We start from the raw sequence: 19,103 nt of genomic DNA, 5'->3' as shown, positions 1-19,103 counted from the left end.
TTATTATGAGTTGGTCAAAAGTAAAATACTTCTTTTTTGATACACCGGAAGAAAAAGAAGCAGCTCAATATGGTTATGAAAAGGAGCAAACAGACATGAAAAAGCAGCAAGATCCACCAGAACAACAAGATGTTACGTTTCCAAAAGCGCAACCGAAGCAAAATGTTGTGAGTATTGAAACAGCAAAACAATCTTCAAAAGTTGTTTTATTAGAACCACGCACATATTCGGAAGCACAAGGGATTGCGGACCACTTAAAAGGTAGACGAGCTGTTGTAATTAATTTGCAGAGAATGTCTACTGATCAAGCGGTACGTATCGTTGACTTTTTAAGTGGTACTGTATACGCTATAGGCGGGGACATTCAAAAAATAGGACCGAAAACATTTATGTGTACACCTGAAAATGTTGATATTGTTGGTGCAATTTCAGAGTTATTCGGTGAAGAAGAAGAAACAAATATAAAGAGGTGGTAATACGCCATGACAACAGTTTTAATGGTGTTAAGTTCTGCTATCGAGATTTACTCGTGGGCACTGATTATTTACATTCTCCTATCATGGTTTCCTGGTGCAAAGGAATCATCTTTTGGAGAGTTCTTGGCGCGAATTTGTGAACCGTATTTAGAACCATTCCGCAGATTTATTCCGCCGCTTGGTATGATTGATATTTCTCCACTCGTTGCGATTTTTGCGTTAAAACTTGCTAAAAGTGGTTTGTTCAGTTTGTTCAGCTATTTCTTATAGTAAGAGGTTAAATACATGAGCATTTACGAACATTTTAGGCCTGATGAAGAGGTCTTTGTAGATAAAGTGCTGGAGTGGAAGCGAACAGCGGAGTACCATCAAGTGAAATTAACAGATTTCCTTGATCCAAGACAGCAACAAATTGTTTCTATGGTAATTGGACAAGGAGATGTCGCTGTGCAATTTGGTGGTGCAACGCCTAATGCAGAGCGTAAAAGAGCACTCATTTATCCAGACTATCTAGAATTAAATGAAGAAGAATTTCAAGTAGAAGTATTAGAAATTGACTATCCTTCCAAGTTTTATACGCTAGAACATAGGCAAATATTAGGTACATTTATGTCTCTTGGTTTAACGAGAGAAAAATGTGGTGATATTTTGCTGCAAGAAAATCGTGCCCAAATTGTAGTTGCGAAAGAAATCGTATCGTACATTGAGATGAACTTACAAGCAATAGGAAAAGTAAAAGTCTCCTTATCAGCAGTACAAGGAGAACAAATTCTACAAATACATGAAACGTGGGGGGAGAAATCTGGAACGGTTTCTTCACTTCGTTTAGATGTTATGTTAGCTGAAATGTTACATTTATCTAGACAGAAAGTACAACCTTTCATAAAAAATGGTTTAGTAAAAGTCAATTGGAAAACAGTGGAGCAAACTTCTTATGAATGTTATCCAGGAGATGTTTTTTCTGTTAGAGGATATGGCCGAAGTAAATTATTTTCTGTAGAAGGTAGAACAAAACGCGACAAATGGAGAATTTTGTATGGTATACTAAAATGATTGGTTTTTTAGAAGGAAATCCTCCTATTTTGTCGAAGAAAAGATATAATTGAAAGAGGAAATTTAGATAACTACTTGGAGGTGGCGTTGTGCCGTTAACACCATTAGATATTCATAACAAAGAATTTGGTCGCGGATTCCGTGGCTATGATGAAGATCAAGTAAATGAGTTTCTTGATCAAATTATCAAAGATTATGAATTGGTCATTCGTGAGAAAAAAGCTTTAGAAGAAAAAGTTGCGCAGTTAGAAGGGAAGTTAGATCATTTCTCTAATATTGAAGATACGTTAAACAAATCTATCGTTGTTGCGCAAGAAGCAGCGGAAGAAGTAAAACGTAATGCGCAAAAAGAAGCGAAATTAATTGTGCGTGAAGCTGAAAAGAATGCTGATCGTATTATTAACGAAGCATTAGTAAAATCAAGAAAAGTTGCTTTTGATATTGAAGAGCTAAAGAAACAAGCGAAAGTATTCCGAACTCGTTTCCGTATGTTATTAGAAACACAGCTTGAAATGTTAAACAACGATGATTGGGATAAACTAATTGAGTTAGAAGACGAAGTAGATGAACTGTTGAAAAAAGAAGAAACAGTGTAAGCTTGACGTTTTTCTCATTATTACATATAATTTTAAACAACATATTTATTAAGAAAAACGAAGATAGGGATAAGTACCTTTTCAAACCTTATATAGCGAACTGAGGATGGTGTAAGCTCAGGATAAGGAGATAGTGGGAATATCACCCTGGAGTTCCGCGCTGAACAAATAGAGTAAGCGTAGGCGTGTATTCGCGTTAAGAATATAAAGAGGATTCTATACATATGTATATGATCTACTAGGGTGGTACCGCGGGAGACTTTCTCGTCCCTTTTTGGGATGAGAAAGTCTCTTTTTTATTCCGTTTTTTAAGTATTTCTTTTATACATGTAAGGAGGAATTGAGCATGGAGTACAAAAATACATTACTGATGCCGAAAACAGAGTTCCCAATGCGTGGGAACTTACCAAAACGTGAGCCTGCAATGCAAGAAAAATGGGCTGAAATGAATATTTACGAAAAAGTACAAGAACATACAAAAGGTCGTCCTTTATTTGTATTGCATGATGGACCTCCATATGCGAATGGTGACATTCATATGGGACATGCATTAAATAAAGTATTAAAAGACTTTATTGTTCGTTATAAATCAATGACTGGTTTTAGTGCGCCATATGTTCCAGGATGGGATACGCACGGTTTACCAATTGAACAAGCTTTAACAAATAAAGGCGTAAAACGTAAAGAAATGACAGTTGCTGAGTTCCGTAAGTTATGTGCAGAGTATGCATATGAACAAGTAGAACGTCAACGTGAACAATTTAAGCGTTTAGGTGTACGTGCAGATTGGGATAATCCATATATTACTTTAGAGCCAGCTTATGAAGCACAACAAATTAAAGTGTTTGGTGACATGGCGAAAAAAGGTTATATCTATAAAGGTCAAAAACCAGTTTACTGGTCTCCAACGAGTGAATCTGCTTTAGCAGAAGCTGAAATTGAATATCAAGATAAAAAATCAGCATCTATTTACGTAGCATTCCCTGTAAAAGATGGAAAGAATGTATTAGAAGGTGATGAAAAGTACATCATTTGGACAACAACACCTTGGACATTACCTGCAAACTTAGGTATTTCTGTTCACCCAGAGCTTGAATATAGTATTGTAAAAGTAAATGATGAGAAATTTATCATTGCTTCTGAGCTGTTTGAGACAGTTGCAAAAACGTTAGAGTGGGAAAATGCTGAAGTTGTGAAAACAGTAAAAGGTAGCGAACTTGAGTACACAGTTGCAAAACATCCATTCTACGATCGTGATTCATTAGTTATGCTAGGAGATCACGTAACAACAGATGCAGGTACAGGTTGTGTTCATACAGCACCAGGACACGGGGAAGATGACTTCGTTGTTGGTAAAAAGTATGGATTAGAAGTACTTTGCCCAGTCGATGATAAAGGTGTATTAACAAATGAAGCACCTGGATTTGAAGGCTTATTCTATGATAAAGCTAACAAGCCAATTACAGAAAAATTAGAAGAAGTAGGCGCGTTACTGAAACTAACATTCATTACACATTCATACCCACATGATTGGAGAACGAAAAAACCAATTATTTTCCGTGCGACAGCACAGTGGTTTGCATCTATTGAAGCATTCCGTAAAGAATTAATAGAAGCTGTAGCGGAAACGAAATGGGTACCAGCATGGGGAGAAACTCGTCTTCATAATATGGTTCGTGACCGTGGTGACTGGTGTATTTCTCGTCAGCGTGCATGGGGTGTGCCAATTCCGGTATTCTATGCTGAGAATGGTGATCCAATTATTACGGATGAAACAATTAACCATGTAGCAGATTTATTCCGTGAACACGGTTCTAACGTATGGTTCGAGCGTGAAGCGAAAGATCTATTACCAGAAGGATTTACACATCCGGGTAGCCCAAATGGCGAATTCCGTAAAGAAACAGACATCATGGATGTATGGTTCGATTCAGGTTCTTCTCACCAAGCGGTATTAGAAGAGCGCGAAGATTTACAGCGTCCAGCTGATTTATATTTAGAAGGATCTGACCAGTATCGTGGTTGGTTTAACTCTTCATTATCAACAGCAGTTGCTGTAACAGGTAAAGCTCCATATAAAGGCGTATTAAGTCACGGTTTCGTATTAGATGGTGAAGGACGTAAAATGAGTAAGTCGATTGGAAACATCGTCGTACCGAAGAAAATTATGGATCAATTAGGCGGAGACATTTTACGCTTATGGGTATCTTCTGTTGACTATCAATCTGACGTACGTATTTCAGATGATATTTTAAAACAAGTAGCAGAAGTGTATCGTAAAATCCGTAACACATTCCGTTTCTTATTAGGAAACTTAGACGACTTTAAGCCAAGTGAAAATGCAGTAGCTGTAGCTGAACTTCGTGAAGTAGATCGTTACATGTTAGTGAAATTAAATGACTTAATTACAAAAGTTAAAGAAGCATATGAGACATACGACTTCGCTGCTGTGTATCATGCAATTCATAACTTCTGTACAATTGATTTAAGTTCATTCTACTTAGACTTTGCAAAAGACATTTTATACATTGAAGGTGCAAATCACGAAGATCGTCGTGCAATTCAAACTGTATTATATGATGTTCTTGTTGCGTTAACAAAACTTGTAACACCAATCTTACCGCATACAGCTGATGAAGTATGGCCATACATTCCAGGCGTAACAGAAGAAAGTGTACAATTAACTGATATGCCAGAAGCTGTACAATTAGATGACGCGGAAGCGTTAAAAACAAAATGGGATGCATTTATGACATTACGTGATGACGTGTTAAAAGCACTAGAAGTAGCTCGTAATGAAAAAGTAATCGGTAAGTCATTAAATGCAAGCATTACGCTATATCCAACTGCAGAAATGAAAGCTATGTTAGAGTCTATTAGCGAAGACTTAAAGCAATTATTCATCGTTTCTGAGTATAAACTTGGTGGTATGATGGATGAAGCGCCAGCAGATGCACCGAAGTATGAACATACAGCGGTTGTTGTTGCGCAAGCAACTGGTGAAACATGTGAACGTTGTTGGGTAGTTTCAGAAACAATTGGTAAAGATGCTGAACATGAAACATTATGTGAGCGTTGTGCAACAGTTGTTAAAGAAAACTATGTAAAATAATAAAAAACTGACTGCTATTCATGCAGTCAGTTTTTTTTGTTGATGGCATATCAAAAAAACTTTTCAGACTCTTTCCTGTGAAGGAAAAATGTGTGTGAGGTAAGCAAATAAATTTCGGACACACTAACTGTACATTACAGCTAGGAGGAATGTACACGTGAATGAAATTTACATGGAAATAAAAGAAGAATTGCAATTGATGAGAAAAGAGTTGCAAGAGAGACTAGCTAAAGAAGTAATGCACAAATATGATGTCGAGTTCAGCCAAGAGCTTGGATATGAAATTAAGGAAGAGATAAAGAAAAAATTGCTATTACATGATATAAAAGAGGATTTAAAGGATGTAGAACGCGCATTATTTAAAATGGAAATAGACATGTACGGTATTTGTGAAGAGACGGGGAGATTAATTTCGACAAAGCAAATGAAGACAATGCCCACTGCTCGTACGATTCATGAATTCTTCTATGAAAAGGTAAATGTATGAATACGCACAACGATATTATATTACCTTTTTTTAATTTATTTTATTCTTCTATAAAGGTTCATTGTGAAAAGGTAGCAGCTATGCTAAAATTTTGAGGTACACTGTCTTTGTGGGGGAAATGAAAATGATATATTATGTAATAGCGTTATTTGTCATTGCTATCGATCAAATATCGAAGTGGTTAATTGTAAAGAACATGGAATTGGGTACGAGTATTCCGATTATCGACAATGTATTATACATAACATCACATCGAAATAGAGGCGCTGCTTGGGGTATTTTAGAAAATAAAATGTGGTTCTTCTACATTATTACAGTTGTTTTTGTAGTGTTTATCGTATTTTATATGAAAAAGTATGCGAAAACAGACAAGCTTCTAGGTATTTCGTTAGGTCTAATTTTGGGCGGGGCAATTGGTAACTTTATTGATCGTTTATTTAGACAAGAAGTAGTGGATTTCATTCACGTGTATATTTTCTCGTACAACTATCCAGTATTCAATATAGCTGATTCAGCATTATGTATTGGTGTTGTATTAATTATTATTCAAACATTATTAGAAGGCAAGAAAGCGAAGGAGTAATTGAATGAGTGAAGTAGTACAAGTAACAGTTGCAGCAGAGCAAAAAAACGAGCGAATTGATAAATTCGTTACAGGGATAAATAACGAATGGTCACGTTCACAAGTACAGCAATGGATTAAAGATGATGTTGTGACAGTGAACGGGAAAGCAGTAAAAGTGAATTATAAAGTAAAAGAAGAAGATGAAATTACAGTAACGATTCCTGAGCCAGAAGCGCTAGATATTCAACCAGAGGATTTAAATTTAGAAATTTATTATGAAGATGCAGATGTGCTTGTTGTAAATAAGCCACGTGGCATGGTTGTACATCCAGCACCAGGGCATACAAGTGGTACACTTGTAAACGGCCTTATGCACCATTGTACAGACTTATCAGGCATTAACGGTGTAATGCGTCCAGGTATCGTGCATCGTATTGATAAAGATACATCTGGACTATTAATGGTTGCTAAAAATGATATGGCACATGAATCGCTTGTAAATCAGCTTGTAGCCAAAACAGTAACGAGACGTTACAAAGCGATTGTACACGGTGTGATTCCGCATGATAAGGGAACTATCGATGCACCAATTGGTCGTGATAAGAAAGAGCGTCAAAGTATGACAGTTGATGAAAATGGTAAGAACGCTGTTACGCACTTCCAAGTGTTAGAACGTTTTAAAGACTTTACACTTGTAGAATGTCGCTTAGAAACGGGACGTACGCACCAAATTCGTGTTCATATGAAATATATTGGCTATCCACTTGCAGGAGATCCGAAGTATGGTCCGAAGAAAACATTAGATATGAATGGACAAGCACTTCATGCGGGTATTTTAGGCTTTGATCATCCTCGTACTGGTGAATATATTCAGTTTGAGGCACCGATTCCAGAAGTGTTTGAAGACGCATTAAATATTTTACGAAAATAGTATTGACAAATCATAAGAAAACTGAGATACTGACAACAGTTAAATAATGATCCTTTAACACAGCCCCGTGAGGTTGAGAAGGTAACGGTTTGAAATACTTAGGGTATGTTGTACCCTTTTTTCAAAAGTCCTCTCGCACACGCTGAGAGGACTTTTTTTATACCATTACTCTCACGCAAGAAAAAAAGCTTGGAGGTGTAGAGCATGCAAGAGAAAGCTGTCGTTTTAGATGACCAAATGATTCGCCGCGCTTTAACACGAATTAGTCATGAAATCGTGGAACGAAATAAAGGTGTCGATAATTGTGTTCTTGTCGGAATTAAAACTCGTGGAATTTTTATTGCACAACGTTTGGCAGAACGAATTGGTCAAATTGAAGGAAAAGAAATGGAAGTTGGAGAGTTAGACATTACGTTATATCGTGATGATTTAACACTACAATCCAAAAATAAAGAACCACTTGTAAAAGGTTCTGATATCCCTGTAGATATTACGAAGAAAAAAGTTATCCTCGTTGATGACGTATTATATACAGGAAGAACAGTTCGAGCAGCAATGGATGCTCTTATGGATTTAGGTAGACCATCTCAAATTCAATTGGCGGTTCTTGTTGATAGAGGTCATCGTGAATTACCAATTCGCGCTGATTATGTAGGAAAGAACATTCCAACATCAAGTGAAGAGCGTATCGAAGTTGATTTGCAAGAGACAGATCAACAAGATCGAGTAAGCATATACGATAAGTAAAGCCCTTTTAAATGTAGTCCTGTGAGGCTGCCAAAGGGTCTTGGCTTTCATATGTCAAATTTGGCATACGAAAGTATAGGACTCTTTGTGCACAGGCACAAAGAGTTTTTTTATTGCAAAGATTTAAACTGAAGGAGGATGTAACAATGGAACAAAAGCCAGTGTTAGACGTTAATGAAGTACCGAAACCGGGAAAATGGTTATTTTTAAGTATACAACATTTGTTCGCGATGTTTGGATCAACAGTGCTTGTTCCGTTTTTAACAGGATTGAATCCATCAGTAGCATTAATATCAAGTGGATTAGGAACGCTAGCGTTTCTTCTTATAACGAAAGGTCAAGTACCAGCATATTTAGGATCATCATTCGCCTTTATCGCACCGATTATAACAGCGAAAACGGCAGGTGGGCCGGGAGCAGCAATGCTTGGTGGTTTGCTAGCAGGGCTTGTGTACATCTTAATCTCACTCGGAATTAAGAAATCAGGATCAGAGTGGATTATGAAACTACTACCACCAATCGTAGTTGGTCCAGTAGTAATGGTAATCGGTCTAGCTTTAGCACATACAGCAGTTAACATGGCGATGAACGGTGCGGATGGCAAATACAGCTTTACACATTTTTCAGTAGCATTAGTAACATTAGCAATTACAATCATTTGCTCGATATTCGGAAGAGGATTTTTCAGTATCATACCAGTGTTACTTGGCATTATCGGCGGATATATCTTCGCTTACTTCCAAGGGCTAGTAGACTTAAAGCCGGTAGCTGAGGCAAAATGGTTTGTTGTACCAGATTTCACAGTACCATTTGTAACATACACACCAGAGTTTTCATGGAAGATTGTACTCTTGATGGTACCAGTTGCACTAGTAACGATATCAGAACATATCGGACATCAAATTGTACTTGGAAATGTTATTAAAAGAGATTTAATTGAAAAACCAGGTTTACACCGTTCGATCTTCGGTGACGGAGTAGCAACATTAATTGCATCACTAATCGGTGGGCCACCGAATACAACGTATGGTGAAAACATCGGTGTGCTAGCAATTACGAGAGCATACAGTGTATACTTATTCATCGGTTCAGCAGTATTCGCAATCATGTTCGGATTTATCGGTAAGATTTCTGCACTGATTCATTCGATCCCAACACCAGTTATGGGCGGGGTATCAATCTTACTATTCGGTGTAATCGCATCAAGCGGATTACGCATGATGGTAGATGATAAAACAGATTTAAGTGACAAACGAAACTTAATGATTGCATCAGTAATACTAGTAATCGGTATTGGTGGAGCGGTACTTCACGTAGGGGATTCATTCCAAGTCGAAGGAATGGCGCTTGCAGCAATTGTAGGTGTACTGTTAAATCTACTACTACCAGAATCAAAACAAGAAAAACATACAAAACAATCTAAGCAGATTGCTTCATAAAAATAACCTTTTAATTCAGTCCTGTGAGACGGAAAAGGGTGGCTTCTTCCTTGCACCCTAGTCTTACATGACTAGGGTATTTTTATGCAAAGGTTGTTATAAAAATACAAAAGTGGTAACATAAAAATCAGAAAGATGAGGGATGACGATGAGCCATTTGTTAACGATGAGTGAATTATCGGAAGTAGAAATTTCAGAAATCCTAAAAGACGCAGAAGATTTTGCGAATGGAAAAGAGAGCAAAACGACAGAGCAAACTTTTGTTGCAAACTTGTTCTTTGAGAATAGTACGAGAACGAGATTTAGCTTTGAAGTTGCTGAGAAGAGATTAGGACTAGATGTTTTAAACTTTTCAGCTGATGCATCTAGCGTACAAAAAGGAGAAACTTTATACGATACGATAAGAACACTAGAATCAATCGGAACAAAAGCAGTGGTCATCCGCCATGAGCAAGATCGCTACTTCGATGAACTAAAAGATCAGGTGAATATCCCGATCTTAAACGCTGGAGATGGATGTGGAAACCACCCAACGCAGTGCCTACTCGACCTTCTTACAATTAAACAAGAGTTTGGAAGATTTGAAGGTTTGAAGATTGCAATAGTAGGAGATGTTCGTCATAGCCGAGTAGCACGTTCTAATGCAGAAGCATTAACGAAGCTTGGTGCAACAATTTACTTTGCAAGTCCAGAAGAGTGGAAAGGTGAAGACAAGACATTTGGAACATACAAACCATTAGATGAACTTGTTCCAGAAGTGGATGTAGTGATGTTACTCCGTGTACAACATGAGCGTCATGATCATTATGAAACAGACATTATGAAAGAATATCATGAGAAACACGGATTAACAGTAGAAAGAGAAAAGCGTATGAAAGAAGGAAGCATTATTATGCATCCAGCTCCCGTAAACCGTGATGTTGAAATTGCAAGTGAACTTGTTGAGTGTGAGCGTTCACGCATATTTAAACAAATGGAAAATGGAGTTTACGTAAGAATGGCTGTACTAAAACGCGCCTTACCAAATGTATTAGGAGGAATGAAACATGAATTACTTGTTTAAAAATGGTCGTTATATGAATGAAGAAGGAAAAATTGTAGCAACAGATCTTCTCGTACAAGACGGTAAAATCGCTAAGGTAGCAGAAAATATTACGGCAGATAATGCTGAAGTAATCGATGTGAACGGAAAGTTAATCGCACCTGGATTAGTAGATGTACACGTACATCTTCGTGAACCAGGTGGTGAACATAAAGAAACAATTGAAACAGGTACACTAGCAGCGGCAAAAGGTGGATTCACTACAATTTGTGCAATGCCAAATACACGTCCGGTACCAGATTGCAGAGAACATATGGAAGACTTGCAAAATCGTATTAAAGAAAAAGCACATGTCAACGTACTACCATACGGAGCAATTACAGTACGTCAAGCTGGTTCTGAAATGACAGATTTCGAAACATTAAAAGAACTTGGAGCATTTGCTTTCACAGATGACGGCGTAGGCGTACAAGATGCGAGCATGATGTTAGCGGCTATGAAACGTGCAGCAAAATTAGATATGGCAGTAGTTGCGCACTGTGAAGAGAATACGCTTATTAATAAAGGTTGTGTACATGAAGGGAAGTTTTCTGAGAAACACGGATTAAACGGTATCCCATCAGTATGTGAATCTGTACATATTGCAAGGGATATATTGCTTGCGGAAGCAGCAGATTGTCACTATCACGTATGTCACGTAAGTACGAAAGGTTCAGTACGTGTAATCCGTGATGCGAAACGCGCTGGAATTAAAGTAACAGCAGAAGTAACACCACATCACCTAGTGTTATGTGAAGATGATATCCCATCAGCTGATCCTAATTTTAAAATGAACCCACCGCTTCGTGGAAAAGAAGACCATGCAGCATTAATTGAAGGTTTATTAGATGGAACGATCGATATGATCGCAACTGACCATGCACCGCATACAGCGGAAGAGAAAGCACAAGGAATTGAAAGAGCACCATTCGGAATTACTGGTTTTGAAACAGCATTCCCGCTTCTATACACAAACCTTGTGAAAAAAGGAGTTATTACGCTAGAACAATTAATTCAATATTTAACAGAAAAGCCAGCTGATACATTTGGCTTAGAAGCAGGTCGCCTGAAAGAAGGTAGAACAGCTGATATTACAATCATTGATTTAGAACAAGAAGAAGAGATTGATCCAACAACATTCTTATCAAAAGGAAAAAATACACCATTCGCAGGTTGGAAATGCCAAGGATGGCCGGTAATGACAATCGTTGGTGGTAAGATCGCATGGCAAAAGGAGAGTGCATTAGTATGAAAAGACAACTTATCTTAGAAGATGGAACAGTATTAATTGGAAAAGGTTTCGGAGGAGAAATCGAAAAGTCAGGTGAGGTTGTATTTACAACAGGAATGACTGGATATCAAGAAACATTATCTGATCCATCATATTGCGGTCAAATCGTAACATTCACGTACCCATTAATCGGAAACTACGGCATTAACCGTGACGATTTCGAATCGATTCACCCATCTGTAAATGGTTTAATCGTAAACGAAATTTGTGATCATCCATCAAACTTCCGTAATGAAATTTCGTTAAATGATTACTTAAAAGAAAGAAACATCCCGGGATTAGCAGGAATTGATACGAGAAAATTAACGAGAAAAATTCGTCAATACGGTACATTACGCGGACGCCTTTGTAACATGGATGCAGATGTAGAATACATCGTGAGCCAATTAAAAGCGACAGTATTTACAGATCACGTGAAACGCGTATCAACGAAAGATCCATACCCAAGTCCAGGACGCGGACACCGAGTTGTACTTGTAGACTTCGGAATGAAACATGGTATTTTACGAGAATTAAATAAGCGTGACTGTGATGTAATTGTAGTTCCTTACAACACAACAGCAGAAGAAATTTTACGCCTTAGCCCAGATGGAATTATGTTAAGTAACGGACCTGGGGATCCAAAAGATGTACCAGAAGCAATTGAAATGTTAAAAGACATTATCGGTAAAGTTCCTTTATTCGGAATTTGCCTAGGACATCAATTGTTCGCTCTAGCATCTGGTGCAAATACAAGTAAGTTGAAATTCGGTCACCGTGGTTTAAACCATCCAGTAAAAAATCTTGCAACTGGAAAAGTAGCAATTACATCTCAAAACCATGGTTACGCAGTAGAAGAAGAATCAGTTGAAAATACAGAGCTTGAAATTACACATGTTGCTTTAAATGATGGAACAGTAGAAGGTCTTCGTCATAAGAAGTTCCCAGCATTTACAGTACAATACCATCCAGAAGCTTCAGCAGGACCTGAAGATGCAAATGATTTATTCGAAGATTTCTTAGCAATGATTGAAAACTTCAAGAAAGAAGGGGAAGAGTTATGCCAAAACGCCTAGACATTAACACAATTTTAGTAATCGGATCAGGACCAATTGTAATTGGGCAAGCAGCGGAGTTTGACTACTCTGGTACACAAGCTTGTCAATCTCTAAGAGAAGAAGGTTACAAAGTAATCCTTGTTAACTCTAACCCAGCAACAATTATGACAGATACTGCAACAGCAGATAAAGTATATATCGAACCATTAACATTAGAATTCGTAAGCCGTATTATTCGTAAAGAACGTCCAGATGCAATCTTACCAACATTAGGTGGTCAAACAGGGTTAAATATGGCTGTTGAACTTGCGAAATCAGGCATACTTGAAGAATGCGGAGTTGAAATTTTAGGAACGAAATTATCAGCCATCGAGCAAGCGGAGGATCGCGATTTATTCCGTACATTAATGCAGGATTTAAATGAACCAATTCCATCTAGTACGATCATTCATACGCTGGAAGAAGCACATGAATTTGTAAAAGAAATTGGTTATCCAGTTATTGTTCGCCCAGCATTTACAATGGGAGGAACAGGTGGCGGAATTTGTAGTAATGAAGAAGAACTAATTGAAATCGTATCCGGTGGATTAAAACATAGTCCAGTAACACAATGTTTATTAGAAAAGAGCATTGCTGGTTGTAAGGAAATTGAATATGAAGTAATGCGTGATTCGAATGATAACGCGATTGTAGTATGTAACATGGAAAACATCGATCCAGTTGGGGTTCACACAGGTGATTCTATCGTAGTAGCACCAAGCCAAACATTAAGCGACCGTGAATATCAAATGTTACGAAACACTTCATTACGAATTATTCGTGCATTAGGAATTGAAGGTGGATGTAACGTTCAGCTTGCACTAGATCCACATAGCTTCCAATACTATGTAATCGAAGTAAACCCACGTGTAAGTCGTTCATCTGCACTAGCATCTAAAGCGACTGGATATCCAATTGCAAAATTAGCAGCGAAAATTGCAGTCGGCTTAACATTAGATGAAATCATAAACCCAGTAACACAAAAAACTTACGCTTGCTTCGAGCCAGCATTAGACTATGTTGTTTCAAAAATTCCACGCTGGCCATTTGATAAGTTTGAATCAGCAAACAGAACACTTGGTACACAAATGAAGGCAACTGGTGAAGTTATGTCAATCGGACGTAACTTAGAGCAATCATTATTAAAAGCGGTTCGTTCTTTAGAGCTTGGCATTTATCACTTAGAATTAGACCACTTAAAAGAACTTGATAAAGAAACAATGAAAAAACGCATTATTAAAGCAGACGATGAGCGACTGTTTATTGTAGCAGAAGCAATTCGTCAAGGTGTAACGAAAGAAGAAATCAACGAATGGTGTGAAATGGACTTCTTCTTCTTACAAAAAATTGAAAACATCGTAAATATGGAACGCGAAGTAAAAGCGAATGTAGGAAATATGGAAGTACTACAAGCTGCGAAAGAAATGGGCTTCAGTGATCACTACATTGCAGCTGCTTGGAACAAAACGGAGCGTGAAATTTACGATATGCGTAAAGAAAGCAATATAACTCCTGTTTATAAAATGGTAGATACTTGTGCGGCAGAGTTTGAATCTGCAACACCATACTACTACAGCACATATGGTGATGAGAATGAATCGGTTATAACAGATCGTAAGAGTGTTGTTGTACTAGGGTCTGGTCCAATCCGTATCGGTCAAGGGGTTGAGTTTGACTATGCAACAGTTCACTCTGTATGGGCAATTAAAGAAGCTGGATATGAGGCAATCATTGTTAATAACAATCCAGAAACAGTTTCAACAGACTTCAGTATTTCTGACAAATTATACTTTGAACCATTAACAATCGAAGATGTAATGCACATCATTGATTTAGAAAAACCAGAAGGCGTTATTGTTCAGTTCGGTGGACAAACGGCAATTAACTTAGCGGCGAAATTAGAGGCTCACGGTGTGAAAATCTTGGGAACATCACTTGAAGACTTAGACCGTGCAGAAGATCGTGATAAATTTGAAGCTGCTTTAACAAAACTTGGTATCCCGCAACCAGTTGGTAAAACAGCAACGACTGTAGAACAAGCGGTAGCAATCGCAGAAGAAATTGGTTATCCAGTATTAGTAAGACCATCTTACGTACTAGGTGGACGTGCGATGGAAATCGTATATCGTCAAGAAGAACTGCTGCACTACATGAAAAATGCAGTTAAAGTTCATGCAGATCACCCAGTATTAATCGACCGTTACATGGTTGGTAAAGAAATTGAAGTAGATGCAATTTCAGATGGTGAGAATGTATTCATTCCAGGTATTATGGAACATATTGAACGCGCTGGAGTTCACTCTGGTGACTCAATTGGAGTATATCCACCACAAAGTTTATCTGAAAAACTAAAAGAACAAATCATTGAACATACAATTGCACTTGGAAAAGGATTAAACATTGTTGGATTACTAAATATCCAGTTTGTAGTATTCAAAGATCAAGTGTACGTAATTGAAGTAAACCCACGTGCAAGCCGTACAGTACCGTTCTTAAGTAAAATTACAGGCGTACCGATGGCGAATGTTGCAACGAAAGTTATTTTAGGGCAAGACCTAGTAGAGCAAGGATACGGAACGGGCTATCACCCAGAAGAGAAAGAAGTATATGTAAAAGCTCCGGTATTCTCATTCGCGAAACTACGTTCAGTTGATACAACATTAGGACCTGAAATGAAATCAACAGGGGAAGTAATGGGTAAAGACTTAACGCTTGAAAAAGCATTATATAAAGGATTAGTTGCTTCAGGAATTAACATCCCAACGCACGGATCAGTAATCATTACTGTAGCGGATAAAGATAAAGAAGAGGCGATGGAAATTGCAAAACGTTTCCACGAAATCGGCTATAACTTATTAGCAACAGCTGGAACAGCACAATCATTAGAAGAGCAAAATATCCCAGTACAAGTTGTAAACAAAATTGATTCTGAAGACTACAACTTACTAGATATTATCCGTCAAGGAAAAGCACAGTTTGTAATTAACACATTAACAAAAGGTAAACAACCAGCGCGTGATGGTTTCCGCATTCGCCGTGAATCAGTAGAAAATGGTGTGGCTTGCTTAACATCACTTGATACAACAAGAGCAATCTTACGAGTATTAGAATCTATGACATTCTCAGCTCATTCAATGAAAGAAATTACGCAAACAAAGCGTCACGAGGTGGTACATGCATGATGCAAAAGCAAAATATGATCGTCGTTAATCAAAAAGAAATCGCAAAAAACATTTACGAGTTAGTGCTTCAAGGAACTTTAGTACAGCAAATGAACGAACCAGGGCAGTTTGTACACATTAAGGTAGCAGAGGGCATTGCGCCCCTTCTGCGCCGCCCGATTAGTATTTGTAATGTAGATCAAGAGAAGAACGAATTTACAATGCTATATCGTGCGGAAGGACAAGGGACAAAAACATTAGCAACTAGAAAACAAGGTGAAATGGTAGACGTACTAGGACCACTAGGACACGGTTTTCCTGTAGAAGAAGCAGAAGCTGGTCAAACAGCTTTACTAGTAGGCGGGGGGATTGGTGTACCACCACTTTATGAACTATCACAGCGCCTCGTTGCAAAAGGTGTACGTGTAATTCACATCTTAGGTTTTCAAACGAAAGATGTAGTTTTCTATGAAGAAAAATTTGCAGAACTTGGTGATACGTACGTTGCGACAGTAGATGGTACACACGGTACAAAAGGATTTGTCACAGATGTAATTGATAATTACGGAATTGACTTTGATATTCTTTATTCATGTGGTCCGTTAGCGATGCTTCGTGCATTAGAAGGACGTTACAAAGAGAAAAAAGCCTATATTTCATTAGAAGAACGTATGGGCTGCGGTATTGGAGCTTGTTTCGCATGTGTATGCCACTTACAAGAAGATCCAAGTGGACATTCTTACAAGAAGGTGTGTAGCGACGGACCAGTATTTCCAATCGGGGAGGTTGTACTATGAACAGATTGCAAGTTGAATTACCAGGATTATCATTAAAAAATCCAATTATACCGGCATCTGGATGCTTTGGATTTGGTCGTGAATATGCACAGTTTTACGATTTAAGTGTACTAGGATCAATCATGATTAAAGCGACGACAGAACAACCACGCTATGGAAATCCAACACCTCGTGTTGCTGAAACACCGGGCGGCATGTTAAATGCGATCGGACTTCAAAACCCAGGGTTAGAAAAAGTAATGAATTCTGAATTACCATGGTTAGAACAATTTGACCTTCCAATCATTGCTAACGTTGCAGGCTCACAAGCTGAGGATTATGTAGCGGTTGCAAAGGAAATTTCTAAAGCGCCTAATGTCCATGCACTAGAATTAAATATTTCTTGTCCGAACGTAAAAACAGGTGGTATCGCCTTTGGTACAAATCCTGAAATTGCTGCTGATTTAACGAAGCGAGTAAAAGAGGTTTCTGAAGTACCTGTATACGTGAAGTTGTCACCAAACGTGGCAAACATAGTGGAAATTGCAAAAGCGATTGAAAATGCAGGTGCAGATGGTTTAACGATGATTAATACATTGCTTGGTATGCGTTTAGATTTAAAAACAGCTAAACCAATTTTAGCAAACCGTACAGGCGGATTATCAGGTCCTGCGATTAAGCCAGTAGCAATTCGTATGGTACATGAAGTAAGCCAAGCGGTTAACATTCCAATTATCGGAATGGGTGGTATTGAAACAGCGGAAGATGTAATTGAATTCTTCTACGCTGGCGCAAGCGCAGTTGCAGTAGGTACAGCGAACTTTATCGATCCGTTCGTATGTCCGACAATTATTGAAGAGTTACCAGCATTACTAGATGAATTAGGATTTGATCACATTTCGGAATGTCAAGGAAGGAGCTGGAAGCAAACATGTCACAGTCGTTAATCGTTGCACTAGATTTTCCAGGGAAACAAGATGTAGAACAATTCTTGCGCCACTTTGAAGGGGAAGAGTTATTTGTCAAAGTTGGTATGGAGTTATTTTACAAAGAAGGCCCTGCAATTATTACGTACTTAAAAGAAAAAGGACATAAGATTTTTCTAGATTTAAAACTTCATGATATTCCGAATACAGTAAAAAGCGCTATGCGTAGCCTAGCTAGTCTAGATGTTGATATGGTAAATGTTCATGCTGCTGGGGGAAGCAGCATGATGAAAGCTGCGATTGAGGGATTAGAGGAAGGTAAGCAAGAAGGAAAAGAGAGACCGATTTGTATTGCAGTTACACAACTAACAAGCACTTCGGAAGCTATGATGAAAAAAGAGATTGGCATTGAGAAGACGTTAGAAGAAGCGGTTGCTCATTATGCAAAACTAACGAAAGAAAGTGGACTTGATGGCGTTGTTTGCTCAACGCTTGAAGTTCCAAAATTACGTGAAGTATGCGGGAATGAATTTGTAACAGTAACACCGGGGATTCGTCTTGCAAGCGATGATGTAAATGACCAGGTGCGCGTAGCAACACCGAAACGTGCGAGGGAACTTGGCTCAAGCTACATCGTAGTTGGACGTAGTATTACAAAAGCAGAAAATCCGCTTGAAGCGTATAAAACAGTAAAACAACAGTGGGAAGGTGTAACAGTATGAAAAAAGAAATCGCATCGCATTTATTAGAAATTGGAGCAGTATTTTTACAACCGAATGATCCATTCACATGGTCTTCAGGTATGAAATCACCAATTTATTGTGATAACCGTTTAACTTTATCTTATCCAAAAGTACGTCAAGCGATTGCAGCTGGATTAGAAGAGTTAATTAAAGAGCATTTCCCAACTGTAGAAGTTATTGCAGGAACAGCAACTGCTGGTATTGCGCACGCTGCATGGGTAAGCGATCGTATGGATTTACCAATGTGCTACGTACGTAGTAAAGCAAAAGGCCACGGTAAAGGGAATCAAATTGAAGGAAAAGCTGAAAAAGGTCAAAAAGTTGTAGTAGTAGAAGACTTAATTTCAACTGGCGGAAGTGCAATTACATGTGTAGAAGCACTTCGCGAAGCTGGCTGTGAAGTATTAGGAATCGTATCAATCTTCACATACGAGCTAGAAGCAGGAAAAGAAAAGCTAGAAGCAGCTAACGTAGCATCATATTCTTTAAGTGATTACAGTGCATTAACTGAAGTTGCAGCAGAAAAAGGTATGATCGGACAAGCTGAAACGAAAAAATTACAAGAGTGGCGTAAAAATCCAGCTAACGAAGCTTGGATCACAGCGTAACATGAAAAAAATGACCGCGGGGGAACGCGGTCGTT

The 19,103-nt window shown here is 38.2% G+C and carries 18 protein-coding genes and 1 other annotated feature; all 18 genes read left to right on the top strand.

Annotated features, from left to right (window positions below; all coding sequences use genetic code 11):
• Positions 1–5 precede the first annotated feature (5 nt).
• The 18 genes from DN400_RS20435 (at position 6) to pyrE (ending at position 19,068) form a co-directional block, all read left to right on the top strand.
• A complete protein-coding gene (locus DN400_RS20435) occupies positions 6–476 on the top strand; it encodes a cell division protein SepF (protein WP_000119129.1) in 471 nt (156 codons plus the stop codon).
• Positions 477–482: 6 nt separating this feature from the next.
• On the top strand, positions 483–746 hold the full coding sequence (locus DN400_RS20430; RefSeq protein WP_000214324.1) for a YggT family protein: 264 nt from the start codon (positions 483–485) through the stop codon (positions 744–746).
• A gap of 15 nt (positions 747–761) precedes the next feature.
• On the top strand, positions 762–1,529 hold the full coding sequence (locus DN400_RS20425) for a YlmH family RNA-binding protein (protein ID WP_000029713.1): 768 nt from the start codon (positions 762–764) through the stop codon (positions 1,527–1,529).
• Between the two features lie 89 nt (positions 1,530–1,618).
• Positions 1,619–2,125, top strand: coding sequence for a septum site-determining protein DivIVA (divIVA, locus tag DN400_RS20420; protein ID WP_001131611.1), 507 nt, complete (start codon positions 1,619–1,621; stop codon positions 2,123–2,125).
• 51 nt (positions 2,126–2,176) lie between these two features.
• Positions 2,177–2,400 (top strand) — a binding site (T-box leader).
• Positions 2,401–2,471: 71 nt separating this feature from the next.
• Positions 2,472–5,237 carry an isoleucine--tRNA ligase gene (gene ileS2, locus DN400_RS20415; RefSeq protein WP_000455947.1) on the top strand — a complete coding sequence of 922 codons (2,766 nt, stop codon included), beginning with the start codon at positions 2,472–2,474 and terminating at the stop codon, positions 5,235–5,237.
• Between the two features lie 157 nt (positions 5,238–5,394).
• Positions 5,395–5,724, top strand: coding sequence for a TraR/DksA C4-type zinc finger protein (locus tag DN400_RS20410; protein WP_001002956.1), 330 nt, complete (start codon positions 5,395–5,397; stop codon positions 5,722–5,724).
• 124 nt (positions 5,725–5,848) lie between these two features.
• Entirely contained in the window at positions 5,849–6,307 is a 459-nt protein-coding gene (gene lspA, locus DN400_RS20405; RefSeq protein WP_071713511.1) for a lipoprotein signal peptidase LspA, read from the top strand.
• Positions 6,308–6,311: 4 nt separating this feature from the next.
• On the top strand, positions 6,312–7,220 hold the full coding sequence (locus tag DN400_RS20400; protein ID WP_000005832.1) for an RluA family pseudouridine synthase: 909 nt from the start codon (positions 6,312–6,314) through the stop codon (positions 7,218–7,220).
• Positions 7,221–7,424: 204 nt separating this feature from the next.
• On the top strand, positions 7,425–7,967 hold the full coding sequence (gene pyrR / locus DN400_RS20395; RefSeq protein WP_001156491.1) for a bifunctional pyrimidine operon transcriptional regulator/uracil phosphoribosyltransferase: 543 nt from the start codon (positions 7,425–7,427) through the stop codon (positions 7,965–7,967).
• Positions 7,968–8,113: 146 nt separating this feature from the next.
• Positions 8,114–9,406: a uracil permease gene (uraA, locus tag DN400_RS20390; protein WP_000435927.1), complete on the top strand. Its 1,293-nt coding sequence runs from the start codon at positions 8,114–8,116 to the stop codon at positions 9,404–9,406.
• Positions 9,407–9,554: 148 nt separating this feature from the next.
• Positions 9,555–10,469, top strand: a complete 915-nt coding sequence (gene pyrB, locus DN400_RS20385) for an aspartate carbamoyltransferase (RefSeq protein WP_147801896.1) — start codon at positions 9,555–9,557, stop codon at positions 10,467–10,469.
• On the top strand, positions 10,453–11,739 hold the full coding sequence (pyrC, locus tag DN400_RS20380; protein ID WP_001108371.1) for a dihydroorotase: 1,287 nt from the start codon (positions 10,453–10,455) through the stop codon (positions 11,737–11,739). The genes pyrB and pyrC overlap by 17 nt, the downstream gene beginning before the upstream one ends.
• Positions 11,736–12,833, top strand: a complete 1,098-nt coding sequence (locus DN400_RS20375; protein WP_000828670.1) for a carbamoyl phosphate synthase small subunit — start codon at positions 11,736–11,738, stop codon at positions 12,831–12,833. The genes pyrC and DN400_RS20375 overlap by 4 nt, the downstream gene beginning before the upstream one ends.
• Positions 12,818–16,036: a carbamoyl-phosphate synthase large subunit gene (carB, locus tag DN400_RS20370; RefSeq protein WP_001126128.1), complete on the top strand. Its 3,219-nt coding sequence runs from the start codon at positions 12,818–12,820 to the stop codon at positions 16,034–16,036. The genes DN400_RS20375 and carB overlap by 16 nt, the downstream gene beginning before the upstream one ends.
• The gene (gene pyrK / locus DN400_RS20365) at positions 16,033–16,812 is read left to right on the top strand and encodes a dihydroorotate oxidase B electron transfer subunit (RefSeq protein WP_000983359.1); all 780 of its coding nucleotides are present in this window, start codon (positions 16,033–16,035) and stop codon (positions 16,810–16,812) included. The genes carB and pyrK overlap by 4 nt, the downstream gene beginning before the upstream one ends.
• Positions 16,809–17,738, top strand: coding sequence for a dihydroorotate oxidase B catalytic subunit (gene pyrD / locus DN400_RS20360; RefSeq protein ID WP_001081057.1), 930 nt, complete (start codon positions 16,809–16,811; stop codon positions 17,736–17,738). Before pyrK ends, pyrD begins: the two co-directional genes overlap by 4 nt.
• On the top strand, positions 17,723–18,439 hold the full coding sequence (gene pyrF / locus DN400_RS20355) for an orotidine-5'-phosphate decarboxylase (RefSeq protein WP_000083496.1): 717 nt from the start codon (positions 17,723–17,725) through the stop codon (positions 18,437–18,439). The genes pyrD and pyrF overlap by 16 nt, the downstream gene beginning before the upstream one ends.
• Positions 18,436–19,068: an orotate phosphoribosyltransferase gene (gene pyrE, locus DN400_RS20350; protein WP_000711449.1), complete on the top strand. Its 633-nt coding sequence runs from the start codon at positions 18,436–18,438 to the stop codon at positions 19,066–19,068. Before pyrF ends, pyrE begins: the two co-directional genes overlap by 4 nt.
• Positions 19,069–19,103 lie beyond the last annotated feature (35 nt).

Source organism: Bacillus sp. AR8-1 (assembly GCF_008042345.1).
Taxonomy (GTDB): domain Bacteria; phylum Bacillota; class Bacilli; order Bacillales; family Bacillaceae_G; genus Bacillus_A; species Bacillus_A cereus.
The sequence above is the reverse complement of the archived record's forward strand: the minus strand, read 5'-3'. Positions and strand labels throughout refer to the sequence as shown.